The organism is Pseudomonas sp. FDAARGOS_761, from assembly GCF_013343155.1.
Lineage (GTDB): Bacteria > Pseudomonadota > Gammaproteobacteria > Pseudomonadales > Pseudomonadaceae > Pseudomonas > Pseudomonas aeruginosa.
Genome location: NZ_CP054572.1, coordinates 6,167,292 through 6,192,458 on the forward strand (window position 1 = coordinate 6,167,292; position 25,167 = coordinate 6,192,458).

Sequence of the window (25,167 nt, forward strand, 5' to 3'; positions counted from 1 at the left end):
AAAAAAGAAGAATCGTTCGTAAGTATTGAACGCTAATAGGGAATTGGTCGTGCTAGGGCTCATAAAGAAGAAAGCGAACACCTTGCTGGGGATCGACATCAGCTCGACCTCGGTAAAGCTCCTTGAGTTGAGCCGCTCCGGAGGCCGCTACAAAGTGGAGGCCTATGCCGTCGAGCCGCTTCCGCCGAATGCAGTCGTGGAAAAGAACATCGTCGAGCTGGAAGGGGTCGGCCAGGCGTTGTCACGGGTGCTGGTCAAGGCGAAAACCAACCTGAAGTCGGCCGTGGTCGCCGTCGCCGGTTCGGCGGTGATCACCAAGACCATCGAGATGGAGGCCGGGCTTTCCGAGGATGAACTGGAAAACCAGCTGAAGATCGAGGCCGACCAGTACATCCCCTATCCGCTGGAGGAAGTCGCCATCGACTTCGAGGTCCAGGGACTCTCCGCGCGCAATCCCGAGCGCGTGGACGTACTCCTGGCCGCCTGTCGGAAAGAGAACGTCGAGGTTCGCGAAGCGGCCCTGGCGCTGGCCGGCCTGACCGCCAAGGTGGTCGACGTCGAGGCCTACGCGCTGGAGCGCTCCTATGCGCTGCTGAGCAGCCAGCTGGGTGCCGACACCGACCAGTTGACCGTGGCGGTAGTGGACATCGGCGCGACCATGACCACCCTGAGCGTCCTGCACAACGGACGCACCATCTATACCCGCGAACAGCTGTTCGGCGGTCGCCAGCTCACCGAGGAGATCCAGCGGCGTTACGGACTCTCGGTGGAGGAAGCCGGTCTCGCCAAGAAGCAGGGCGGTCTTCCGGATGACTACGACAGCGAAGTTCTGCGTCCGTTCAAGGACGCCGTGGTGCAGCAGGTTTCCCGCTCGCTGCAGTTCTTCTTCGCCGCCGGACAGTTCAACGACGTCGACTACATCGTCCTGGCGGGCGGTACGGCGTCTATCCAGGATCTCGATCGGTTGATCCAGCAGAAGATCGGCACCCCGACCCTGGTCGCCAACCCGTTCGCCGACATGGCGCTGAACGGCAAGGTGAATGCCGGCGCCCTGGCCAGCGACGCTCCGGCGTTGATGATCGCCTGCGGCCTGGCGTTGAGGAGTTTCGACTGATGGCACGGATCAACCTTCTACCCTGGCGCGAAGAGCTGCGCGAGCAGCGCAAGCAGCAGTTCCTGGTGATTCTTGGCGGCGTCCTGGTGGCATCGGCGGCGCTGGTATTCCTTGGCGACCAGTACTTCACCGCGGCCATCGAGAACCAGAACGCCCGCAACGACTTCCTGCGCAAGGAAATCGTCGTACTCGACGCCCGGATCAAGGAAATCAGCGAACTGAAGTCGCGGCGCCAGCAATTGCTCGAGCGGATGAAGATCATCCAGGACCTGCAGGGCAACCGTCCCATCATCGGACGGGTGTTCGACCAGCTCGTGCGGACCTTGCCCGACGGCGTGTATTTCACCGACCTGAAGATGACCGGCAAGAACATCGCCATCGCCGGCGCGGCCGAGTCCAACAACCGCGTTTCCAATCTCATGCGCAACATGGACGCGTCCGAGTGGCTGACCGCCCCGACCCTGAACGAGGTCAAGGCGGTGACCCAGGGCGCGGTGGACCAGGCCAACGTGTTCCAACTGACCGTGCAGCAGACGCAGCCCGGCGAGGAAGACGCCAAGGCGAAGCATGGGGTTGCGCAAGGAGCCAAGAAATGAGTCTGGCCAGTTCCCTGGAAAGTCTGCGCAAGATCGATATCAACGATCTCGACCTGAACAACATCGGTTCCTGGCCGGCGGCGGTCAAGGTCATCGTCTGCGTGCTGCTGACCGCGGCGGTCCTGGCGCTGGGCTACAACTTCCATCTGAGTGACATGCAGGCTCAGCTCGAACAGCAGGCCGCGGAAGAGGAGACGCTCAAGCAGCAGTTCTCCACCAAGGCCTTCCAGGCCGCGAACCTGGAAGCCTACAAGGCACAGATGAAGGAGATGGAAGAGTCCTTCGGCGCCTTGCTGCGGCAGTTGCCCAGCGACACCGAGGTACCCGGGCTGCTCGAGGACATCACTCGTACCGGCCTGGGCAGCGGCCTGGAGTTCGAGGAAATCAAGCTGCTCCCCGAGGTTGCCCAGCAGTTCTACATCGAGCTGCCGATCCAGATCAGCGTGGTCGGCGGCTACCACGACCTGGCGACCTTCGTCAGCGGCGTGTCCAGCCTGCCGCGGATCGTCACCCTGCATGACTTCGAGATCAAGCCGGTCGCCCCCGGCAGCACGTCCAAGCTGCGCATGAGCATCCTGGCCAAGACCTATCGCTACAACGACAAGGGGCTGAAGAAATGAGAGCCCGCCTGATTCTGAGCAGCCTGCTGCTCGCCAGCCTGGCCGGATGCGGCGGCGGTTCCGATTTCGCCGATCTGCAGTCCTACATGGACGAGGTTCGCGCCCGACCCAAGGGCACCATCGAGCCGTTGCCGAAGTTCCAGCCGTACGAGGCCTTCACCTATAGCGCCGCGTCGCTACGCAGCCCGTTCCAGCCGCCGGTGAAGATCGACCTGACCGTGCGGCAGAAGGGCAACAAGGTGATCAAGCCCGACGAGACGCGGGTCAAGCAGTTCCTGGAAGGCTTCAACATCGAGACCTTCGAGATGGTCGGCACCCTGTCCAACGCCCAGGGCACCTTCGCCCTGGTGAAGGGCGCGGGTGGCGTGCACCGGGTGAGGGTCGGGGACTACCTGGGGCGCAACGACGGCAAGGTCGTCGGCATCAGCGAAGGAAAAATAGACGTGATCGAAATCGTTCCTGACGGAGAGGGGAACTGGCTGGAGCGTCCGCGCAGCCTGACTCTCAAGGAACGCTCCTGAGGGCGGGGAAAAACATGCATAACCAACAGCAGTCTGTACAACGGAGTCGGACGATGAACAGTGGCCTCTCGCGCCTCGGGATCGCTTTGCTGGCCGCCATGTTCGCGCCGGCATTGCTCGCCGCGGACCTGGAGAAACTCGACGTGGCGGCACTGCCTGGCGACCGGGTCGAGCTAAAGCTGCAGTTCGACGAGCCCGTCGCCGCGCCGCGTGGCTATACCATCGAGCAGCCGGCGCGAATCGCCCTCGATCTGCCGGGGGTGCAGAACAAGCTCGGCACCAAGAATCGCGAGCTGAGCGTGGGCAATACGCGCAGCGTCACGGTGGTCGAGGCGAAGGATCGCACACGGTTGATCATCAACCTGACCGCGCTGTCGTCCTACACCACCCGGGTGGAAGGCAACAACCTCTTCGTGGTGGTCGGCAATTCGCCGGCCGGCGCCAGCGTCGCTTCCGCCGCTCCGGTCAAGGCAAGCCCGGCTCCGGCCAGCTATGCCCAGCCGATCAAGCCCAAGCCGTACGTGCCGGCGGGTCGTGCCATTCGCAACATCGATTTCCAGCGTGGCGAAAAGGGCGAGGGCAACGTGGTCATCGACCTGTCCGACCCGACCTTGAGCCCGGATATCCAGGAGCAGGGCGGCAAGATCCGCCTGGACTTCGCCAAGACCCAGCTGCCGGATGCGCTGCGGGTTCGCCTGGACGTCAAGGACTTCGCCACGCCGGTGCAGTTCGTCAACGCCAGCGCGCAATCCGACCGTACCAGCATCACCATCGAACCGAGCGGGCTCTACGACTATCTGGTCTACCAGACCGACAATCGCCTGACCGTCAGCATCAAGCCGATGACCACGGAAGACGCCGAGCGGCGCAAGAAGGACAATTTCGCCTATACCGGTGAGAAACTGTCGCTGAACTTCCAGGACATCGACGTGCGTTCGGTACTGCAGCTGATCGCCGACTTCACCGACCTGAACCTGGTGGCCTCGGATACCGTGCAGGGCAATATCACCCTGCGCCTGCAGAACGTGCCGTGGGACCAGGCGCTGGACCTGGTGCTGAAGACCAAGGGCCTGGACAAGCGCAAGCTCGGCAACGTGCTCCTGGTGGCCCCGGCCGACGAGATCGCCGCCCGTGAGCGCCAGGAGCTGGAAGCGCAGAAGCAGATCGCCGAGTTGGCGCCACTGCGTCGGGAACTGATCCAGGTGAACTACGCCAAGGCCGCGGACATCGCCAAGCTGTTCCAGTCGGTGACCAGCGATGGTGGCCAGGAAGGCAAGGAAGGCGGGCGCGGCTCGATCACCGTCGACGACCGCACCAACAGCATCATCGCCTATCAGCCCCAGGAGCGACTGGACGAACTGCGGCGGATCGTTTCGCAGCTGGATATTCCGGTGCGCCAGGTGATGATCGAGGCACGCATCGTCGAGGCCAACGTCGGTTACGACAAGAGTCTCGGTGTGCGCTGGGGCGGCGCTTATCACAAGGGCAACTGGAGCGGCTACGGCAAGGACGGCAATATCGGGATCAAGGACGAGGACGGCATGAACTGCGGCCCGATCGCCGGTAGCTGTACCTTCCCGACCACGGGTACCAGCAAGTCGCCGTCGCCGTTCGTCGACCTCGGTGCCAAGGATGCTACCTCCGGGATCGGCATCGGCTTCATCACCGACAACATCATCCTCGACCTGCAACTGTCGGCGATGGAAAAGACCGGCAACGGCGAGATCGTCTCCCAACCCAAGGTCGTGACCTCGGACAAGGAAACCGCGAAGATCCTCAAGGGCTCGGAAGTCCCCTACCAGGAGGCCAGTTCCAGCGGCGCTACCAGCACCTCGTTCAAGGAAGCCGCGCTGTCCCTCGAGGTGACCCCGCAGATCACCCCGGACAACCGGATCATCGTCGAAGTGAAGGTGACCAAGGACGCGCCGGATTACCAGAATATGTTGAACGGCGTACCTCCTATCAACAAGAACGAGGTCAACGCCAAGATCCTGGTCAACGACGGCGAGACCATCGTCATCGGCGGCGTGTTCAGTAACGAGCAGAGCAAGTCGGTGGAGAAGGTGCCGTTCCTCGGCGAACTGCCTTACCTGGGGCGGCTGTTCCGGCGTGATACCGTCACCGACCGGAAAAACGAACTTCTGGTTTTCCTGACACCGCGGATCATGAATAATCAGGCCATCGCAATCGGTCGCTGATATCGAACAACGTGGTCAACCTGATCCTCGTCGGCCCGATGGGTGCTGGAAAGAGCACCATCGGGCGCCTGCTCGCCAAGGAGCTGCATCTCGCGTTCAAGGACTCCGACAAGGAGATCGAACAGCGGTGCGGCGCGAATATCCCATGGATCTTCGATGTCGAGGGCGAGGTCGGTTTCCGCGAGCGTGAGCAGGCCATGCTCACCGAACTCTGCGCCGCCGACGGCATGGTGATCGCCACCGGCGGCGGGGCGGTGATGCGCGACGGTAACCGCCAGGTGCTGCGCGCCGGTGGCCGGGTTGTGTACCTGCATGCCTCGGTCGAGCACCAGATCGCTCGCACGGCGCGGGACCGCAACCGCCCCTTGTTGCAGAAGCCCAACCCGGGACAGATCCTCCGCGACCTGATGGCGCTGCGCGACCCGCTCTACCGCGAAATCGCCGATGTGGTGGTGGAGACCGACGAAAGGCCGCCGCGCCTGGTCGTCCAGGAAATTCTCGAACGCCTGCGCAAGTTGCCGCCCCGCTGAGGCGCGGCGAATTGCGTTATCCTATTGCCCTTTCCTGTCTGGGGGCCTCATGCGCACACTTCACGTCGATCTAGGCGAGCGTAGCTATCCCATTTACATCGGTGAAAACCTGCTGGGCGACGCCCGCTGGTTCGCGCCGCATATCGTCGGTCGCCGGGTCGCGGTGATCAGCAACGAAACGGTCGCTCCTCTCTATCTGGAAACCCTGCTCAAGGCACTGCAAGGCCACGAGGTCACCTCTGTGGTGCTGCCCGACGGCGAGGCCTACAAGCAGTGGGAAACCCTGCAACTGATCTTCGATGCCCTGCTGAAGGAGCGGCATGACCGCAAGACTACCCTGATCGCCCTGGGCGGCGGCGTCATCGGTGACATGGCCGGTTTCGCCGCGGCCTGCTACCAGCGTGGGGTCAACTTCATCCAGGTGCCGACCACCCTGTTGTCCCAGGTCGACTCCTCGGTGGGCGGCAAGACCGGGATCAACCATCCGTTGGGCAAGAACATGATCGGTGCGTTCTACCAGCCCCAGGCGGTGGTCATCGACACCGCGTCGCTGAAGACGCTGCCGTCCCGCGAGCTGTCCGCCGGGCTGGCGGAGGTGATCAAGTACGGTTTCATTTGCGACGAACCGTTCATCACCTGGCTGGAAGCGCACATGGATGCCTTGCTGGCACTGGAGCCGACCGTTGTCACCGAGGCCATCGAGCGCTCTTGCGCGGCGAAGGCCCGCGTGGTGGGCGCCGACGAGCGCGAGTCGGGCGTGCGTGCCACGCTGAATCTCGGCCATACCTTCGGTCACGCGATCGAGACCCAGCAAGGTTACGGCGTCTGGTTGCACGGCGAAGCGGTAGGGGCGGGAACCGTGATGGCACTCGAGATGTCGCATCGGTTGGGTTGGCTGAGCGCCGCCGAGCGCGATCGCGGTATCCGCCTGCTGCGCCGGGCTGGCCTGCCCGTGGTACCGCCGGCCGAGATGACGGCGGAAGATTTTATGGAACACATGGCCGTCGACAAGAAAGTGCTCGATGGCCGCCTGCGTCTGGTTTTGCTGCAAGGACTGGGGAATGCCGTGGTCACCGGCGATTTTCCCCGTGAGATCTTGGACGCGACCCTGCGCACCGACTATCGGGCCTTGGCCGACCAGCTTGGAGATGAATGAGGTCCCATGACCAGCTTGCATGCCGATGAGGCCTTCCTGGGCCACTACCAATTCAGTCACGACCCGTTCGCGCCGCGCGTTCCGGGTTTCAAGTTCTTCCCGGCGCAGCGCAAGCCGGTGCTCGGCCAGTTGCACCATCTGGCCCGCTACAGCCAGCTCCTGCTGCTGGTCACCGGGCCCCTGGGTAGCGGCAAGACCCTGCTGCGCCAGGCGCTGGTGGCCAGCACCAACAAGGATGCGGTCCTCAGCGTGGTGATCTCGGCGCGCACCGCCGCCGACGAGACTTCGTTGCTGCGCCAGGTGGCGCAGGGCCTGAGCATCAACCAGGCGAGCCTGGAGGCGATCCTGACCAAGGTGGCGCAGCTGGCGATCACCGGGCAGGACGTCTACCTGATGGTGGACGATGCCGAGCAGCTCCAGGACAGCGCGCTGGAAGTGCTGTTGCTGCTGGCTTCCGGCACCAACGAGGGACGCCTGCATGTATTCCTGTTCGGTGAGCCGTCGTTGCTGCCGCGCCTGGAGGTGTTTTCCGAGGGTGAGGAGCGCTTCCATGCCATCGAGTTGCAGCCATACAGCGAAGAGGAAACCCGCGACTACCTGGCCCAGCGTCTCGAGGGCGCCGGGCAGGGCATCGAGCTGATTTCCAACGACCTGCTGGTGGACATCCACGAGCAGTCGGAAGGCTGGCCGGGAGCGATCAACCAGGTCGCCCGCGATGCCCTGATCGAAGCGATGCTGGCCAATCGTGGCGCAGCGCGCAAGGCAACCGGAGGGTCTTTCAACTTGCCCAAGAAGCATCTGGTGATTCTTGCGGTCGTGGCCATCGGCGTGATCGCCGCCTGGTTCATGCAAGGCAAGAGCAAGCCGGAGGCGCCGCAGACCGCCTCTACCGAATTGTCCATGAATGGCGCTACGCCGGCCCAGGCCCAGCAGCCGGGCAGCGGCCCGGCCGTGGAGTTCAACGGCTCCAGCCAGCCGTTGCCGCTACCGTTGGTCGGCGAGTCGCAGCCGGTCATTCGCGAGCCGCTGGCCCAGGCCGCCGGGCAAGGTGGCGACGACGAAGGCGGCCTGCCGTCCGCCGCGGTGCCGCCTACCGTTTCCAGCTCGGCTCCTCCGGTGACGCCGCTGGCCAACAACGGCGTCACGCCGATGCATCCGGTGCCGCCGGCGCCGACCGAACCGACCGCGCCTGCGGCGACCCCGACTCCGGCGCAGACCCCGGCACCGGCCGCGCCGGTCGCCAGCGCCCCGGCCAGCAAGCCGGCCCCGGCCCCCGCTCCGGCCAAGCCGGCGGCGAGCAAGCCGGCCACCACCGCCGCGGCGAAGCCGGCCCCGGCTCCGGCCGCCAAGCCGGCCAGCGGTGGCGGTGCGGGAAGCCAGTGGTATCGCAACCAGTCTGGTGGTAACTTCGCCCTGCAGATCCTCGGTACCGGCTCCGAAGCCAATGCCCAGGCGTTCATTCGCCAGCAGGGCGGCGGCGATTTCCGCTACTTCAAGAAAACCCTGCAAGGCAAGCCGTTCTACGTCGTCACCTATGGCAGCTTCCCGAATCGTGCCGCCGCCCTGGCCGCAGTGAAAAAACTGCCGTCCAAGGTGCAGGCCGGCAAGCCGTGGCCGCGTACCTTCGCCAGCATCCAGCAGGAGATCGGCCAGGCGCATTGATCCGACCTGCCGTCGCCTCTTGACGAAACTCGCTAGTCGTTAGCATGACCGGCGGGTTTCGTCTTTCATTTTGGCGACATTGAATTTCATTTTCTCGCCGCAAAATTTGTGAGGCCTTGTGCACCTATGTACAATGGCCTCCCTTTGCCTGTCGAAAACTCGCCGCATGAGCGGGTGACAGGCGAAGTAGATGACTAAAAAAGTTTTGCCGGTGAGAGTTCCTTATGAAAGCAGGTCTGTACCATCCTGAAACGTTCAAGGATAACTGCGGATTTGGCCTGATCGCCCATATGCAGGGCGAGCCGAGCCATCAACTTCTGCAAACCGCAATCGAAGCACTGACCTGCATGACCCACCGCGGTGGGATCAATGCCGATGGCAAGACCGGGGACGGCTGCGGGCTGCTGATTCAGAAGCCCGACCTGTTCCTGCGTGCCGTCGCCAGGGAAGCCTTTTCTGTCGACCTGCCCGAGCAATACGCGGTGGGCATGGTGTTCTTCAACCAGGACCCGGTGAAAGCCGAGGCGGCACGCGAGAACATGAATCGCGAGATCGTCGCCGCCGGACTGGAGCTGGTCGGCTGGCGCAAGGTGCCGATCGATACCAGCGTTCTCGGCCGCCTGGCGCTGGAGCGCCTGCCGCAGATCGAACAGGTGTTCATCGGCGGCGCCGGCCTGAGCGACCAGGACTTCGCCATCAAGCTGTTCAGCGCACGGCGCCGCTCGTCGGTGGCCAACGCCGCCGACAGCGACCACTACATCTGCAGCTTTTCGCACAAGACCATCATCTATAAGGGCCTGATGATGCCGGCCGACCTGGCCGCCTTCTATCCGGACCTTGGCGACGAGCGCCTGCAGACCGCGATCTGCGTATTCCACCAGCGCTTCTCCACCAACACCCTGCCGAAATGGCCGCTGGCGCAGCCGTTCCGCTTCCTCGCCCACAACGGCGAGATCAACACCATCACCGGCAACCGCAACTGGGCCCAGGCGCGGCGGACCAAGTTCACCAACGAACTGATCCCCGACCTGGAAGAGCTAGGCCCGCTGGTGAACCGCGTCGGCTCCGACTCGTCGAGCATGGACAACATGCTCGAACTGATGGTCACCGGCGGCATGGACCTGTTCCGCGGCCTGCGCATGATCATCCCGCCGGCCTGGCAGAACGTCGAGACCATGGACGCCGACCTGCGCGCGTTCTACGAGTACAACTCGCTGCACATGGAGCCCTGGGATGGCCCCGCCGGCGTCGTGCTGACCGACGGTCGCTATGCCGTCTGCCTGCTCGACCGCAATGGCCTGCGCCCGTCGCGCTGGGTCACCACGAAGAACGGCTACATCACCCTGGCCTCGGAGATCGGCGTCTGGGACTACAAGCCCGAGGACGTCATCGCCAAGGGTCGCGTCGGTCCGGGGCAGATCCTCGCGGTGGACACCGAGACCGGCCAGGTCCTGCACAGCGACGACATCGACAACCGCCTGAAGTCGCGCCATCCCTACAAGCAATGGCTGCGGCAGAATGCCCTGCGCATCCAGGCGACCCTGGACGACGACCATGGCGTGGCCAGCTACGACGCCGACCAGCTCAAGCAATTCATGAAGATGTTCCAGGTCACCTTCGAGGAGCGTGACCAGGTGCTGCGTCCGCTCGGCGAGCAGGGCCAGGAAGCGGTGGGCTCCATGGGCGACGATACGCCGATGGCGATCCTCTCCCGGCGCATCCGCTCTCCGTACGATTACTTCCGCCAGCAATTCGCCCAGGTCACCAACCCGCCGATCGACCCGCTGCGCGAAGCCATCGTGATGTCCCTGGAAACCTGCCTGGGCGTCGAGCAGAACATCTTCGAGGAAGCCCCGCACCATGCCAACCAGGCGATCCTCACCACTCCGGTGATCTCGCCGGCGAAGTGGCGGACCATCATGACCCTGGACCGCCCGGGCTTCGACCGCCACTTCATCGACCTCAACTACGACGAGTCGATGGGCCTGGAGGCCGCGGTGCGCAACATCGCCGACCAGGCCGAGGAAGCCGTGCGCGGCGGCAAGGTGCTGCTGATCCTCAGCGACCGCCATATCGCTCCCGGCAAACTGCCGGTGCATGCTGCCCTGGCCGTCGGCGCGGTGCATCACCGCCTGGTGCAGACCGGGCTGCGCTGCGACTCCAACATCCTGGTGGAGACCGCCACCGCCCGCGATCCGCACCATTTCGCGGTGCTGATCGGCTTCGGCGCCTCGGCGGTCTATCCGTTCCTCGCCTACGAGGTGCTGGCCGACCTGATCCGCACCGGTGAAGTGCTGGGCGACCTCTACGAGGTGTTCAAGTACTACCGCAAGGGGATCTCCAAGGGCCTGATGAAGATTCTCTCGAAGATGGGCATCTCCACCGTCGCGTCCTACCGTGGCGCGCAGCTGTTCGAGGCGGTGGGCCTGTCCGACGAGGTTACCGGCCTGTGCTTCACCGGAGTCGCCAGCCGCATCCAGGGTGCGCGCTTCGTCGATATCGAGAACGAGCAGAAGCTCCTGGCCGCCGAGGCCTGGAGCAACCGCAAGCCGATCCAGCAGGGCGGCTTGCTGAAGTTCGTCTATGGCGGCGAATACCACGCCTACAACCCGGATGTGGTGAATACCCTGCAGGCTGCCGTGCAGCAGGGCGACTACGAGAAGTTCAAGGAATACACCGCGCTGGTGGACCAGCGCCCGGTGTCGATGATCCGCGACCTGTTGCAGGTGAAGACCGCCGCGCAGCCGCTGGCGCTCGACGAGGTGGAGCCGCTGGAAGCCATCTTCAAGCGCTTCGATGCCGCCGGGATTTCCCTCGGCGCGCTGTCGCCGGAGGCCCACGAGGCGCTGGCCGAGGCGATGAACACCCTGGGCGGTCGTTCCAACTCCGGCGAGGGCGGCGAGGACCCGGCGCGCTACGGCACGCTGAAGAGTTCGAAGATCAAGCAGGTGGCTACCGGCCGCTTCGGCGTGACCCCGGAATACCTGGTCAACGCCGAGGTCCTGCAGATCAAGGTGGCCCAGGGCGCCAAGCCCGGCGAGGGCGGCCAGTTGCCGGGCGGCAAGGTCAACGGCCTGATCGCCCGCCTGCGCTATGCGGTGCCCGGCGTGACCCTGATCTCGCCGCCGCCGCACCACGACATCTACTCCATCGAAGACCTGGCGCAGCTGATCTTCGACCTCAAGCAGGTCAACCCGCAGGCGCTGGTATCGGTGAAGCTGGTATCCGAGCCTGGCGTCGGCACCATCGCCGCCGGCGTGGCCAAGGCCTATGCGGACTTGATCACCATCTCCGGCTACGACGGCGGTACCGGCGCCTCGCCGATCACCTCGATCAAGTACGCCGGCTCGCCCTGGGAACTGGGCCTGGCGGAAACCCACCAGACCCTGCGCGGCAACGACCTGCGCGGCAAGGTCCGGGTGCAGACCGATGGCGGCCTGAAGACCGGCCTGGACGTGATCAAGGCGGCCATCCTCGGCGCCGAGAGCTTCGGCTTCGGCACCGCACCGATGATCGCCCTGGGCTGCAAGTACCTGCGCATCTGCCACCTGAACAACTGCGCCACCGGCGTGGCGACGCAGAACGACAAGCTGCGCAAGGACCACTTCATCGGCACCACCGCGATGGTGATCAACTTCTTCACCTTCATCGCCACGGAAACCCGCGAGTGGCTGGCGCGCCTCGGCGTGCGCAGCCTGGGCGAACTGATCGGCCGCACCGACCTGCTGGAGATCCTCCCCGGCGAGACCGCCAAGCAGCAGAACCTGGATCTCGCTCCGTTGCTGGGCAGTGACCTGATCCCGGCCGACAAGCCGCAGTTCTGCGAGGTGGAGAAAAACCCGCCGTTCGACCAGGGCCTGCTGGCCGAGAAGATGGTCGAGCTGTCGAAGGCCGCCATCGAAGGCCTGAGCGGCGGCGAGTACGAGCTGGACATCTGCAACTGCGACCGATCCATCGGCGCGCGGGTATCCGGCGAGATCGCCCGCCTGCACGGCAACCAGGGCATGGCCAAGGCACCGGTGGTGTTCCGTTTCAAGGGCACCGCGGGACAGAGCTTCGGCGTGTGGAACGCCGGTGGCCTGCACCTGTACCTGGAAGGCGACGCCAACGACTACGTAGGCAAGGGCATGACCGGCGGCAAGCTGGTCATCACCCCGCCCAAGGGCAGTCCGTTCAAGACCCAGGAATCGGCCATCGTCGGCAACACCTGCCTGTACGGCGCCACCGGCGGCAAGCTGTTCGCCGCCGGAACCGCCGGCGAGCGCTTCGCCGTGCGCAACTCCGGTTCCCATGCGGTGGTGGAAGGTACCGGCGACCACTGCTGCGAATACATGACCGGCGGTTTCGTCTGCGTGCTGGGCAAGACCGGCTACAACTTCGGCTCCGGCATGACCGGGGGCTTCGCCTACGTCCTCGACATGGACAACACTTTCGTCGACCGCGTGAACCACGAGCTGGTGGAAATCCAGCGGATCAGCGGCGAGGCGATGGAGGCCTATCGCAGCCACCTGCGCAAGGTCCTGGTCGAGTACGTGAACGAAACGGCAAGCGAGTGGGGCGCGAACATCCTGGAAAACCTGGATGACTACCTGCGACGGTTCTGGCTGGTGAAACCGAAGGCGGCCAGCCTCGGTTCGCTGCTGACCAGCACCCGTGCCAACCCGCAATAAGCGCCCGAAGTTGTGATGAGGTTTCGATATGTCTGAACGTCTGAATTCCGACCGCCTGAACAACGACTTCCAGTTCATCGAAGTCGGGCGCAAGGACCCGAAGAAGAAGCTGCTGCGCCAGCGCAAGCGCGAGTTCGTGGAGATCCACGACCTGTTCAAGCCGCAGCAGGCCGCCGACCAGGCCCACCGCTGCCTGGGCTGCGGCAACCCCTACTGCGAGTGGAAGTGCCCGGTGCACAACTTCATCCCGAACTGGCTGAAGCTGGTTTCCGAAGGCAACATCCTGGCCGCCGCCGAACTGTCGCACCAGACCAACACCCTGCCGGAAGTCTGCGGCCGGGTCTGCCCGCAGGACCGCCTCTGCGAGGGTGCCTGTACCCTCAACGACGGCTTTGGCGCGGTGACCATCGGCTCGGTGGAGAAATACATCACCGATACGGCCTTCGCCATGGGCTGGCGCCCGGACCTGTCCAAGGTCAAGCCGACCGGCAGGCGCGTCGCGGTGATCGGTGCCGGCCCGGCCGGCCTCGGCTGCGCCGACGTGCTGGTGCGCAACGGCGTGACCCCGGTGGTGTTCGACCGCAACCCGGAGATCGGCGGCCTGCTGACCTTCGGCATTCCCGAGTTCAAGCTGGAGAAGCACGTCCTCAGCCGTCGCCGCGAGGTGTTCACCGGCATGGGCATCGAGTTCCGCCTGAACACCGAGATCGGCAAGGACGTGACCATGGAGCAGTTGCTCGATGAGTACGATGCCGTGTTCATGGGGATGGGCACCTACACCTACATGAAGGGCGGTTTCCCCGGCGAGGACCTGCCGGGCGTACACGACGCCCTGGACTTCCTGATCGCCAACGTGAACCGCAACCTCGGCTTCGAGAAGTCGGCCGAGGACTTCGTCGACATGAAGGGCAAGCGCGTGGTGGTCCTGGGCGGCGGCGACACCGCGATGGACTGCAACCGCACTTCGATCCGCCAGGGCGCCAAGTCGGTGACCTGTGCCTATCGCCGTGACGAAGAAAACATGCCGGGCTCGCGCAAGGAAGTGAAGAACGCCAAGGAGGAGGGCGTGAAGTTCCTCTTCAACCGCCAGCCCATCGCCATCGTCGGCGAGGACCGGGTGGAAGGCGTGAAGGTGGTCGAGACCCGTCTCGGCGAGCCGGACGCCCGCGGACGCCGCAGCCCCGAACCGATCCCCGGTTCCGAGGAGATCATCCCGGCGGAAGCCGTGCTGATCGCCTTTGGCTTCCGGCCGAGTCCGGCGCCGTGGTTCGAGCGCTTCGAGATCGCCACCGACAGCCAGGGCCGCGTGGTGGCTCCGGCGCAGGCGCAGTTCAAGCACCAGACCAGCAACCCGAAGATCTTCGCCGGCGGCGACATGGTCCGTGGTTCCGACCTGGTGGTGACGGCGATCTTCGAAGGACGTACCGCGGCCGAAGGCATCCTCGACTACCTTGGCGTCTGACCCGCGGCGCCACCGGCGCTGCGACAAATCACCGCGATAGACAAAAGGCACGGCCCCCGCCGTGCCTTTTGTTTTGTGCTTTGCGACAATAGCGGCCCTTTTCGCCCGCCGGCCTGTGGATAACCCCCTTCCGCACGCGCCCGCGTGAAGCCAGCAGCCTTTGATCGGATGCCGTTATGACTGCCCTGAAGAACGACCGCTTCCTCCGCGCCCTGCTCAAGCAGCCCGTCGATGTCACCCCCGTCTGGATGATGCGCCAGGCCGGTCGTTACCTGCCGGAATACCGTGCCACCCGTGCCAAGGCCGGCGATTTCATGAGCCTGTGCATGAACCCCGAGCTGGCCTGCGAAGTGACCCTGCAGCCGCTGGACCGTTACCCGCAGCTGGACGCCGCGATCCTCTTCTCCGATATCCTGACCATTCCCGATGCCATGGGCCAGGGCCTGTACTTCGAGACCGGAGAAGGCCCGCGCTTCCGCAAGGTGGTCTCGTCGCTGGCCGACATCGAGGCGCTGCCGGTTCCCGACCCGGAACAGGACCTGGGCTATGTGATGGACGCCGTGCGCACCATCCGCCGCGAGCTGAACGGCCGCGTACCGCTGATCGGCTTCTCCGGCAGCCCCTGGACCCTCGCCACCTACATGGTCGAGGGCGGCTCGAGCAAGGACTTCCGCAAGTCCAAGGCGATGCTCTACGACAACCCCAAGGCCATGCACGCTCTGCTGGAGAAGCTGGCGCAATCGGTGACCAGCTACCTCAACGGGCAGATTCGCGCCGGCGCCCAGGCGGTGCAGATCTTCGACTCATGGGGCGGCAGCCTGTCGGCGGCGGCCTACCAGGAGTTCTCCCTGGCCTACATGCGCAAGATCGTCGATGGATTGATCCGTGAGCACGACGGACGCCGGGTGCCGGTGATCCTCTTCACCAAGGGAGGCGGCCTGTGGCTGGAGTCGATGGCCGAGGTCGGCGCCGAGGCGCTGGGCCTGGACTGGACCTGCGACATCGGCAGCGCCCGGGCCCGTGTCGGTGAGCGCGTAGCCCTGCAAGGCAACATGGATCCCTCGGTGCTCTACGCCAATCCGGCGGCGATCCGCGCCGAAGTCGCGCGGATCCTGGCGGCCTACGGCAAGGGTACGGGGCATGTGTTCAATCTCGGCCACGGCATCACCCCGGAAGTCGACCCGGCCCATGCCGGCGCCTTCTTCGAGGCGGTGCACGAGCTGTCGGCGCAGTACCACGGCTGAGCCGGAACGAAAGAAGGGGAGCCGAGGCTCCCCTTTTTCATGCACGGGCCGACGGCCCTCCGGCGCGTTGCTTGGCGGGGTCGCGCCGGTGGCGTACCCGCCCTACGCAACCCGCCCGGCTCAACTGCTTACCTTGCCGGTGCGGTCGTTGATCACGAACAGCTTGCCGTTGGCGTCGCGCACGAGGATTTCCGCGCCCGGCTGGCCATCCATGTCGGCCACCGAATCGATGCTGTAGTTGACGTCGCCGATGCGGTAGTCGCTGCTGGCGCCGCTGGCGTGGTGGATGACCCGCACCTTGCCCTGCATCACCACGATCAGCTCGTTGCCCGGCTTGCCGTCGGTGTCCGCGGTGCCGCCATAGAGTGCCCAGGCGCTGGCGCCGATGCTGTATTCCTTGCGGGAAGTGGCGTTGCTGATCACGTAGATGCCGGTGCTGGTGCGGCCGATGATCTCCGCGCCGGGCTGGCCGTCGAGGTCGGCGATCTGTGCGAGCGCGTGGTAGCCGCTGAAGGTGAAGTCCTTGGCGCCACTGGTGCGCGGGTCGATGACCTTGACGCCGTTGCCCATGTTCAGCACCAGTTCCTTGCCCGGCGCGCCGTCCACGTCGGCGACGTCGAACAGGCCCCAGGTGCCGTTGTAGCTGAAGGTGGCGTCGCGTTGCGTACGGGTGCGATCGAATACGGTGCGCACGCCGTTGCCGATGCTGAGGATGACTTCGTCGCCGGCGACGTTGTCGACGTCGGTGGCACGCATGATCGCCCAGGAGACGTTGCCTACCGGGTACTTGCGCTGGGTGGTGCTGGCGTGGGAGACGATCACCAGGTCGGGACCGGCCTTGACCAGGATTTCCGCGCCGGGCTGGCCGTCGGTATCGGTGGCGCCGAAGACCGACCAGACCACGTTGCCGAAGCTGTAGTTGCGGGTGCTGCCGCCTTCCACCACCTGCAGGTTGGCGCCGTCGCGGTAGACCGCGGCGAGCTGGCCGTTGCCCCGCAGGTCCCAGGTTCCTACCAGAACGCCGGCCGCCTGGGCTGCGCTGGCGCAGAGGGAGAACAGTGCCGTGCCGAGCAGGCAGGCGCGCTTGATCGCTGGTTTCATAAAGTCCCTTTCATATCGCTGTCGAGGCCGGCCGGATGCCGGCCGCAGCAGCATAGGACAGCGCTTGCCGCGCTCAAGGGAAACGCGAGGGATTTGTCGAGCGCTTGGCATTTGTTCGTGAAACTGGTTGCCCGCCCAGCAGGCGGGCGCGGGTGTCGCTCGGCGGCTCGCCGGTCCAGCGCTTGAAGGCGCGGGTGAAGTTGGTTGGATCGCTGTAGCCCAGGTACAGGGCGATACGCTGCAACGACACCTCGGGACGCCGCAGCAATCGCAAGGCCTGGCGCTGGCGAGCCTGGCCGAGCAACTGGCGAAAGCTGGTGCCGGCGTCATGCAGATGCCGCTTGAGGCTGCGGCTGGACAGGTGCAGGCGCGTGGCTACTTCCTCCAGGTTGGGGAAACGCTGTTCCTGCCGTTCCAGCTCCAGCCGCACGCGGGCGCAGATGTCCCGGCGGCCGGCATCGAGCAGCGCCAGTTCGCGTTCGCAGTGTTCGCGGGCGCGGCGCAATGCAGCCGGATCGGCCATCGGTAGCGAGCGGGCGAGCAGGATGGCGGGGAACACCAGCTGGACGTGGGCCTGGTCGTAGCGGCACTGCGGCAGCGGCACAGGCACGGCGGGTTCGGGATAGTCGAAGTCGAGCCTGCCGACCAGGGCCGGTTCGCCGAGCAGCCAGGCGCCGGAGCGATACAGGCCGATCAGCAGGGCTTCGCTGAAGTACCGGTGCAGTGCCGGCGGGAGCGCGGGGCCTGGCAGCAGGCGCAGGATCACCTGCTCGTCCTCGCGCAGCAGGCTGATTTCGACGTTGCCCTGCAGCAGCGGCATGTAGCGCAGCGCCAGGCACAAGGCATCGCCGAGCGTCGCCGAGGCCATCATCGCGTAGCCCAGGCTGCCATGGGCGGTGGGAGGCGTGCGCAAGGCGAGCTGTGCGCCGAGACCGGGGTCGCCGCTCAGCGCGAGCGCCGCGGCGGCGATCGCCTGGTACTGCTGCGATGTGACGCGTGCTTCCGGCTCTTCCAGTCGCAGCGTCGACAGACCGATTTCCCGTAGCAGCGCGCGTCCGTCCAGGCCGCGTTCCTCCAGCAGGCCGAGCAGCAGGCGCGGGTAGGCGGCGGTGATGGTCGGTGCGTCGGAGTCCGTGCGGCGGCTCATGCTGGCGTGTCCTGGCCCGAAATGATCGGTAGTCTGGCGTGAGCGCGTCTGCCGCTGCATTGGCTGGCGCCGCGATACTGCCCGGCAACGCAGTCAAGCGGAGAACGAGCGATGCATCCCTGGGCACGACGCAACATTCCGCAACTGGCCGGGCGCCTGGCGCTGGTCACCGGCGCCAACAGCGGCCTGGGTTGGCAGGCGGCGCGCACGCTGGCCGGCAAAGGGGCAACCGTGGTGATGGCCTGCCGCAATCGCGAACAGGCGGAGCGGGCGCGGCGGGCGATCCTCGACGAGTATCCCCAGGCACGCCTGGAGCTGGCCGATCTCGACCTGGCCGACCTCGCCTCGATCCGCGCCTGCGCCGCCGGTTTCCGCCAGCGCCACGAACGCCTCGATCTCTTGTTCAACAACGCCGGAGTGATGTTCCTGCCCCTGCGGCGTACCCGCGACGGTTTCGAGATGCAGATGGGCACCAATCACCTTGGCCACTTCGCGCTTACGGGACTGCTGCTGGACTCGTTGCTGGCCGCTCCACGGCCCAGGGTGGTGGGTATGACCAGCGGTTTCAACCAGTTCGGCCGGCTGCCGCTCGACGACCTCAACGCCGAGCGCGGCTACAACCGCTATCTCGCCTATTGCCACAGCAAGCAGGCCAATCTGCTGTTCAGCCTGGAGTTGCAGCGCCGCGCCGGCCAGCGGGGCGTGCTTCTGCAGAGCCTGGCGGCGCATCCGGGCTACGCGGCGACCAACCTGCAGTACGCGGCACCGGCGATGTCCGGTTCGCGCCTGGGACGCTGGGCGATGAAGGTGGCCAACGGAGCGTTCGCGCAATCGGCGGAGATGGGGGCGTTGCCGGCACTTTCCGCGCTGACCGAACAGCGCTGGTATGGCGGCGCCTATGTCGGCCCGGATCGCTGGCTGGAAACCCGCGGTTATCCGGCAGCGGCGCGGATTCCGCGGAATGCGCGCGACCTGGGGCTGGCCGCGCGGCTGTGGGCGCTATCGGAAGAACTGACCGGAGTACGCTTCTGGTCGGAGTGAAGGCGCCGGGAGACCGGCGCCTCGAACTCAGTGGGCGGCCTGCGCCAGGGTGTTGCCAGGCAGGGCCGGCAGGCGCGCCAGGTGCAGCGAGACCAATACCGCGACCACCAGCAGCGAGCCGATGAACAGCCCGATGCCGTTCCAGCCGTAGTAATGCCAGAACACCCCGCCGAGGGTGCCGGCCAGGCTCGAGCCGACGTAGTAGCTGAACAGATAGAGCGACGAGGCCTGGCCCTTGGCGCGCAGGGCGCGGCGCCCGATCCAGCTGCTCGCCACCGAGTGCGCGCCGAAGAAGCCGAAGGTGAACAGCAGCAGGCCGGCGAGCATCAGCGGGATCGGCTCGAACAGGGTCAGCAGCAGGCCGCCGAGCATCAGCAGGATGACCGCCCAGAGCACCTTGCGTCGCCCCAGCTTGTCGGCCAGCGAACCGACCCAGGCCGAGCTGTAGATGCCCGAGAGGTAAACCACCGAGAGCACGCCGACCACCGCCTGGCTCATGTGGTAGGGCTCGGCCAGCAGGCGGTAGCCGATGTAGTTGAACAGGGTGACGAAGCTGCCCATCAGCAGGAAGCCGATCAGGAACAGCCAGGGCAGTCCGGCGTCGCGGAAGTGCAAGCGGTAGCCGTTGAGCAGGGTCGCCGGCTTCAGCGGTGCCGGCCGGAAGTGTTTCGACTCGGGCAGCACGCGCCAGAACACCAGCGCGGCGACCAGGGCCAGGCCGCCGAGGACCGCCAGTGCGGCATGCCAGGAGATGAAATCGACCAGGACGCCGCTGATCAGGCGTCCGCTCATCCCGCCGATGGCGTTGCCGCCGATGTACAGGCCCATCGACAAGCCGATGTGCTGCGGATGGATCTCTTCGCTGAGATAGGTCATCGCCACCGCGGCCAGGCCGCTCAAGGACAGCCCGACCAGCGCGCGCATCAGCAGCACGCCATGCCAGGTGGGCATCACCGCGCTGCCGAGGGTGAACAGCGCGGCGGCCAGCAGCGAGACGACCATCACCGGCTTGCGGCCGATCGCGTCGGAGATCGGGCCGGTGACCAGCAGACCAAGGGCGAGCATGGCGGTGGCGACGGACAATGCCAGGCTGCTTTCCGCGGCGCTGATGGAAAACGCCTTGGACAGCACCGGCATCATCGGCTGGATGCAGTAGAGCAGGGCAAAGGTGGCGAAACCGCCGGAGAACAGCGCCAGCGAGGTGCGCATGAACTGCGGGGTGCCTTTTTCGATATAGCGTTCGACTTCGGTGGCGGCTTCCAGCACCTCGTTGGCTGCTTCGCGGGCCGCCTCGATTAACGCGGGTTCTTCTTCGGCCTGTGGCCGGACTTGCGGATTGCTCACGGGGCACCTCTGGGGACGGTGGCGAGCAGGCACAACGAGGCCGCGCCACCTGGATTTCAGGGACAAGGGGTCGTTGTTGGAGGTTATGTGGCAAAGGATATAGATAGGTTTATATGATTTCCAATATATTGATCGACACGATTGATATGTAAAAACACCTAATAGGAGGGGCCGCTTGGAACTCAGGCACCTGCGCTATTTCATCGCCGTCGCCGAGGAGCTGCACTTCGGCCGCGCCGCCGAGCGCCTGGGGATCTCCCAGCCGCCGTTGAGCCAGCAGATCCAGGCGCTGGAGGAGGAAATCGGTGCGCGCCTGTTCGAGCGCACCAACCGCCGCGTCGAACTCACCGACGCCGGCCGGCTGTTCCTCGACGAGTCCCGCCAGGTGCTGGCCCAGGTAGACAAGGCGGTGCTGCTGGCGCGTCGCGCCCACCTGGGGGAACTGGGCGAGCTGAAGATCGGTTTCACTTCCTCGGCACCCTTCACCTCGACCATACCCAGCAGCATCCATGCCTTCCGCAAGGCCTATCCGGACGTACACCTCGACCTGCAGGAAATGAGCAGCCGCCAGGTACTCAAGGCGCTGCTCGAGGAAAGCCTGCAGGTGGGCGTGATCCGCCCGCTGGCGCTGCCGGATGCGGTGCATTGGGTGGAGTTGTTCCGCGAACCGCTGGTGGCGGTGCTGCGGGCCGACCATCCGCTGGCGGCCGGCAGCGAGGATGGCCTGGCCATCGCCGCCCTGGCCGAGGAGCCCTTCGTGTTCTTCCCGCGCAGCTACGGCACCGGGCTCTACGACCAGGTCATCGCCCTGACCCGACAGGCCGGCTTCAGCCCGCGCATCGCCCAGGAGGCCAGCGAGGCGATGACCATCATCGGCCTGGTCTCGGCCGGACTGGGGGTGTCGATCCTGCCGGCGTCGTTCCGCCGCACCCGGGTCGACGGCGTGGTCTACCGCACCCTGAGCGATCCCGAGGCGACGACTGCGGTATGGCTGGTCCGCCGGCAGAACGAGGGCTCGCCGCTGGCGCTGTCCTTCATCGACCTGGTGACCCGCGAGGCGGCCAGCCTGCGCCGGCGCTGAACCGCTCTACGTCAGGGCCGAGACGGCGCTCGCGCTTGCCCGCGGCTTTGCCTATCATCCGGGATCAGGCTCGGCTCACGGAGATTTCCCATGCGGCGCGTGGTGTTCAATCAGAAAGGCGGGGTAGGCAAGTCCAGCATCGCCTGCAACCTGGCGGCGGTCAGCGCGGCGGAGGGCTATCGCACCCTGCTGGTGGACCTGGACGCCCAGGCCAACTCCACGCACTACCTGACCGGACTGACCGGCGAGGACCTGCCGGTGGGGATCGCCGACTTCTTCAAGCAGACCTTGTCTTCCGGGCCCTTCAGCAAGAAGGGCAGGGTCGAGATCTACGAGACGCCGTTCGACAACCTGCACATCGTCACCTCCAGCCCCGAACTGGCCGACCTGCAGCCGAAGCTGGAGTCGAAGCACAAGATCAACAAGCTGCGCAAATTGCTGGACGAACTGGACGAAGACTACGACCGGATCTACCTGGATACCCCGCCGGCACTGAATTTCTACACGGTATCTGCGCTGATCGCTGCCGATCGCTGCCTGATTCCCTTCGATTGCGACAGCTTCTCCCGCCAGGCGCTGTATGGCCTTCTCCAGGAGATCGAGGAACTGCGCGACGACCACAACGAAGACCTGCAGGTCGAGGGCATCGTGGTCAACCAGTTCCAGCCGCGCGCCAGCCTGCCGCAGCAACTGCTCGACGAGCTGGTGGCGGAGGAACTGCCGGTGCTGCCGGTGTACCTGATGAGTTCGGTGAAGATGCGCGAGTCGCACCAGGCTTGCACCCCGCTGATCTTCCTCGAACCGCGGCACAAGCTGACCCAGCAGTTCGTCGAGTTGCACGGGCTGCTCGAAAGCTGAGCAGCCTCTGCGGCAGCGCTTCTACGAGGTAACCAGGACGTCGCAGCTCGGCTGGCGCAGGTAACGCTGCGCCAGGTTGCCGAGCAGCGCCTGCATCAGCGCGTTTCGGCTGTGCCGGCCGAGGGCGAGCAGCTCCGGCTGGCGCTGCTTCAACGCGGCGTCCAGGCTGTACGGCAGCACGCCGGGAACCACCTCGTGGCTCAGCTGCGGCCCGACGCCCGGCAGGCGCTCCTGCTCGTCGCTCAGCAATTGTTCGATCAGCCCGGCCTGGGTGGCCAGGTGCGCGGCATTCTGCCGGGGCAGGCCGAGCACGCCGTCGTCGGGGGACTCGAACACGTGCAGGGCGTGCAGGTCGGCTTCCACCGGCAGCAGGCGGTAGGCCTGGCGCAGCGCGGTACAGGCGCACTGGGAAAAGTCCAGGGCGCTGAGCGCCTGGCGGTAGGGTTCGTCCGCCTCGCGCACGGCGAGCAGCACCGGCACCCGGCTGCGCCGCACCACCTGGTCGAGGGTGGTGTTGCCGAAGCGTTCGAAGGTCTTCTGGTGGTGTGCGCCCATCAGCAGCAGGTCCGGTTCGAGCGCCCGGGTCTGCTGCAGGATGCCGTCGATCGGTTGGCCCCTGAACAGGTGGATGGCGCTGTCCTCGTCGAGGCCGGCCTCCTTGCGTTTGAGTTGCAGCATGGCGCTGACGGTCTTCACCGCCGACGCCGATAGCCCCGGGTCGTACACGTGCAGCAGACTGACCCGCGCATCGTGCTGGCGGGCCAACTGGGCGGCGCGGGCGAGGGCGACGTCGGCTTCCGGGGTGAGGTCGTGGGCGACCAGGAGGTGGCGGATCATGGCGGACTCCGTGGGATGGCTACGCTGGCTTCCCCACTGTCGCGCCGCAGCTCGCTACGGACCTTGATCCACGGCAGAAAAAACCTTCGCCGGGCCCTGCGAAATCTGCCAGTCAGGGTCGCGCGTGGCTGCGTAGCTGGTACAGCGCGGCGCTTTCCGCCACTACCTCGCCCTGCTCGTCGGTGAGTTGCAGTTCGAGGCTGTATTCGGCCTTGCCGCGCTCCCCGGCCTCGGTTTCCAGTTGGCGGATGCGCTCGGCATCCAGGCGTGCCTCGACGCGGATGTCGCCCTTGGCCGGGCGGCGGAAGCGCAAGGTCATCTCCTTGACGATGGGATAGAAGCGGGCGCTGTCGAAGCTGGTCAGGAACAGCGCGCCACCGGGAAGTTCGGCGAGGGTGAAGAGCGCCCCGGCGTACATGCTGCCGATGTGGTTCTCGTTGCCGGCGCCCGGCATGCGCAGGCGCACGTAGCCGGGTTCGAGGACTTCCGCCCTGAGTCCGCTGCGCTGGACGAAGGCGATCTTTTCTTCGGTCAGGTGCCTGGCGAGTTCGGTGGGCAGTGGCATGGCGCTCTCCATGTCGGGGATCCCAGCCAGACTAGCCGGCCGGCCAGGCCGGGCAAGGACCGAAACGCTCGCCCGGACTGACCGATCCGCTCAGCGTGCGGCGGCGGCCAGGGCCTGGTCGAGGTCGGCGAGGATGTCGTCGATGTGCTCGATGCCGATCGACAGCCGCACCATGTCGTCGGAGACTCCGGCGCGGGCCAGTTCCTCCGCGTTCAACTGGCGGTGGGTGGTGCTCGCCGGGTGGCAGGCCAGGGACTTGGCGTCGCCGATGTTGACCAGCCGCACCACCAGCTTCAAGGCGTCGATGAAGCGCGCGCCGGCGGCGCTGCCGCCCTGGATGCCGAAAGACAGGATCGCCGCCGGGCGGCCCCCCAGGTAGCGCCGGGCCAGGGCGTGCTCGGGGTTGTCGGCGAGGCCGGCGTATTTCACCCAGGCCACCTGCGGATGCTGCTGCAGGTAGCGGGCCACGGCGAGGGCGTTGTCGCAGTGGCGCTCCATGCGCAGCGCCAGGGTCTCCAGGCCTTGGAGGATGAGGAAGGCGTTGAACGGCGAGAGCGCCGCGCCCATGTTGCGCAGCGGTACCACCCGGCAGCGGCCGATGAAGGCGGCGGGTCCGAAGGCCTCGGTGTAGGTGACGCCGTGGTAGGACGGATCGGGCGTGTTCAGCAGCGGGAAGCGCGACTTGTTCGCCGCCCAGTCGAATTTGCCGGAGTCGACCACGATCCCGCCGATGCTGGTGCCGTGGCCGCCCATGTACTTGGTCAGCGAGTGCACGACGATGTCGGCGCCGTGCTCGAACGGCCGGCAGAGCACCGGGGTGGCTACCGTGTTGTCGACGATCAGCGGCACGCCGTGGCGGTGAGCGGCGTCGGCCAGTGCCTGCAGGTCGATGATGTTGCCCGCCGGGTTGCCGATGGTTTCGCAGAACACGGCCTTGGTCCGCTCGTCGATCAGCGCTTCCAGGGCGGCGACGTCGTCGTGGGCGGCGAAGCGCGCCTGGATGCCGATGCGTGGCAGGGTGTGGGCCAGCAGGTTGTAGGTGCCGCCGTAGAGCTTGGCGACCGAGACGATGTTGTCGCCGGCCTCGGCGACGGTCTGGATCGCGTAGGTGATGGCCGCCATCCCCGAGGCCACCGCCAGCGCCCCGACCCCGCCTTCCAGCGCCGCGACGCGCTGTTCCAGTACGTCGTTGGTGGGGTTCATGATCCGTGTGTAGATGTTGCCCGGTACCTTCAGGTCGAACAGGTCGGCGCCATGCTGGGTGTCGTCGAAGGCGTAGGAGGTGGTCTGGTAGATCGGCACCGCCACCGCGCGGGTGGTCGGGTCAGGGCTGTAGCCGGCGTGGACGGCCAGGGTTTCCAGTTTCATGCAGCGTTCCTTCGGGCAGATTGGAAGGACGCAGCATGGGAAAGCGCGCCGG

20 protein-coding genes are annotated in these 25,167 nt (G+C 65.8%); 14 read left to right on the forward strand and 6 right to left on the reverse strand.

All coding sequences use genetic code 11. From position 1 onward, the window contains the following. Window positions 1–49: 49 nt before the first annotated feature. The 11 genes from pilM (at window position 50) to hemE (ending at window position 15,773) form a co-directional block, all read left to right on the forward strand. Window positions 50–1,114, forward strand: a complete 1,065-nt coding sequence (gene pilM / locus FOC67_RS28725; RefSeq protein WP_003110888.1) for a type IV pilus assembly protein PilM — start codon at window positions 50–52, stop codon at window positions 1,112–1,114. Beyond that, window positions 1,114–1,710, forward strand: coding sequence for a type 4a pilus biogenesis protein PilN (gene pilN / locus FOC67_RS28730; protein WP_003095839.1), 597 nt, complete (start codon window positions 1,114–1,116; stop codon window positions 1,708–1,710). Before pilM ends, pilN begins: the two co-directional genes overlap by 1 nt. After that, entirely contained in the window at window positions 1,707–2,330 is a 624-nt protein-coding gene (pilO, locus tag FOC67_RS28735) for a type 4a pilus biogenesis protein PilO (protein ID WP_003103268.1), read from the forward strand. The genes pilN and pilO overlap by 4 nt, the downstream gene beginning before the upstream one ends. Continuing rightward, window positions 2,327–2,851 (forward strand): type 4a pilus biogenesis lipoprotein PilP, encoded by a 525-nt coding sequence (gene pilP / locus FOC67_RS28740; RefSeq protein WP_003095836.1) that lies wholly within the window; start codon window positions 2,327–2,329, stop codon window positions 2,849–2,851. The genes pilO and pilP overlap by 4 nt, the downstream gene beginning before the upstream one ends. Window positions 2,852–2,904: 53 nt before the next feature. Next, window positions 2,905–5,049 carry a type 4a pilus secretin PilQ gene (gene pilQ / locus FOC67_RS28745; protein ID WP_003114575.1) on the forward strand — a complete coding sequence of 715 codons (2,145 nt, stop codon included), beginning with the start codon at window positions 2,905–2,907 and terminating at the stop codon, window positions 5,047–5,049. Window positions 5,050–5,060: 11 nt separating this feature from the next. Then, window positions 5,061–5,579, forward strand: a complete 519-nt coding sequence (gene aroK / locus FOC67_RS28750) for a shikimate kinase AroK (protein ID WP_003095833.1) — start codon at window positions 5,061–5,063, stop codon at window positions 5,577–5,579. 49 nt (window positions 5,580–5,628) lie between these two features. Beyond that, window positions 5,629–6,735, forward strand: coding sequence for a 3-dehydroquinate synthase (gene aroB, locus FOC67_RS28755; RefSeq protein WP_009314395.1), 1,107 nt, complete (start codon window positions 5,629–5,631; stop codon window positions 6,733–6,735). Window positions 6,736–6,741: 6 nt separating this feature from the next. Beyond that, window positions 6,742–8,397, forward strand: a complete 1,656-nt coding sequence (locus FOC67_RS28760) for an AAA family ATPase (RefSeq protein ID WP_003141778.1) — start codon at window positions 6,742–6,744, stop codon at window positions 8,395–8,397. Window positions 8,398–8,621: 224 nt separating this feature from the next. Further along, on the forward strand, window positions 8,622–13,067 hold the full coding sequence (gene gltB / locus FOC67_RS28765; protein ID WP_003141775.1) for a glutamate synthase large subunit: 4,446 nt from the start codon (window positions 8,622–8,624) through the stop codon (window positions 13,065–13,067). Between the two features lie 28 nt (window positions 13,068–13,095). Next, on the forward strand, window positions 13,096–14,529 hold the full coding sequence (locus FOC67_RS28770) for an FAD-dependent oxidoreductase (protein WP_003095829.1): 1,434 nt from the start codon (window positions 13,096–13,098) through the stop codon (window positions 14,527–14,529). Window positions 14,530–14,705: 176 nt separating this feature from the next. Then, the gene (gene hemE, locus FOC67_RS28775; RefSeq protein ID WP_009314392.1) at window positions 14,706–15,773 is read left to right on the forward strand and encodes a uroporphyrinogen decarboxylase; all 1,068 of its coding nucleotides are present in this window, start codon (window positions 14,706–14,708) and stop codon (window positions 15,771–15,773) included. Between the two features lie 120 nt (window positions 15,774–15,893). On the opposite strand, the gene FOC67_RS28780 is transcribed toward hemE, so the two are convergent. Beyond that, window positions 15,894–16,874, reverse strand: coding sequence for a hypothetical protein (locus tag FOC67_RS28780; protein ID WP_003110184.1), 981 nt, complete (start codon window positions 16,872–16,874; stop codon window positions 15,894–15,896). A 73-nt stretch (window positions 16,875–16,947) separates the two neighbouring features. After that, window positions 16,948–18,021, reverse strand: a complete 1,074-nt coding sequence (locus FOC67_RS28785) for an AraC family transcriptional regulator (protein ID WP_003095821.1) — start codon at window positions 18,019–18,021, stop codon at window positions 16,948–16,950. Between the two features lie 111 nt (window positions 18,022–18,132). On the opposite strand from FOC67_RS28785, the gene FOC67_RS28790 reads away from it, so the two are divergent. Next, window positions 18,133–19,062, forward strand: a complete 930-nt coding sequence (locus FOC67_RS28790) for an oxidoreductase (RefSeq protein ID WP_003095820.1) — start codon at window positions 18,133–18,135, stop codon at window positions 19,060–19,062. Window positions 19,063–19,089: 27 nt separating this feature from the next. On the opposite strand, the gene FOC67_RS28795 is transcribed toward FOC67_RS28790, so the two are convergent. Next, window positions 19,090–20,406 (reverse strand): MFS transporter, encoded by a 1,317-nt coding sequence (locus tag FOC67_RS28795; RefSeq protein ID WP_003103690.1) that lies wholly within the window; start codon window positions 20,404–20,406, stop codon window positions 19,090–19,092. Between the two features lie 175 nt (window positions 20,407–20,581). Here FOC67_RS28795 and FOC67_RS28800 point away from each other — a divergent pair, with 175 nt between their 5' ends. Further along, complete coding sequence (locus FOC67_RS28800) at window positions 20,582–21,487, forward strand: LysR family transcriptional regulator (protein WP_003095817.1); 906 nt, start codon at window positions 20,582–20,584, stop codon at window positions 21,485–21,487. 90 nt (window positions 21,488–21,577) lie between these two features. Then, complete coding sequence (locus FOC67_RS28805) at window positions 21,578–22,345, forward strand: ParA family protein (protein ID WP_003103688.1); 768 nt, start codon at window positions 21,578–21,580, stop codon at window positions 22,343–22,345. A 21-nt stretch (window positions 22,346–22,366) separates the two neighbouring features. On the opposite strand, the gene FOC67_RS28810 is transcribed toward FOC67_RS28805, so the two are convergent. From FOC67_RS28810 to FOC67_RS28820, 3 genes are all read right to left on the reverse strand, one after another. Continuing rightward, entirely contained in the window at window positions 22,367–23,182 is an 816-nt protein-coding gene (locus tag FOC67_RS28810) for a universal stress protein (protein ID WP_003095811.1), read from the reverse strand. 112 nt (window positions 23,183–23,294) lie between these two features. Next, window positions 23,295–23,747 carry a YiiD C-terminal domain-containing protein gene (locus tag FOC67_RS28815; RefSeq protein WP_003114565.1) on the reverse strand — a complete coding sequence of 151 codons (453 nt, stop codon included), beginning with the start codon at window positions 23,745–23,747 and terminating at the stop codon, window positions 23,295–23,297. Between the two features lie 90 nt (window positions 23,748–23,837). Then, window positions 23,838–25,115, reverse strand: a complete 1,278-nt coding sequence (locus tag FOC67_RS28820) for a bifunctional O-acetylhomoserine aminocarboxypropyltransferase/cysteine synthase (protein ID WP_003114564.1) — start codon at window positions 25,113–25,115, stop codon at window positions 23,838–23,840. Window positions 25,116–25,167: the final 52 nt, after the last annotated feature.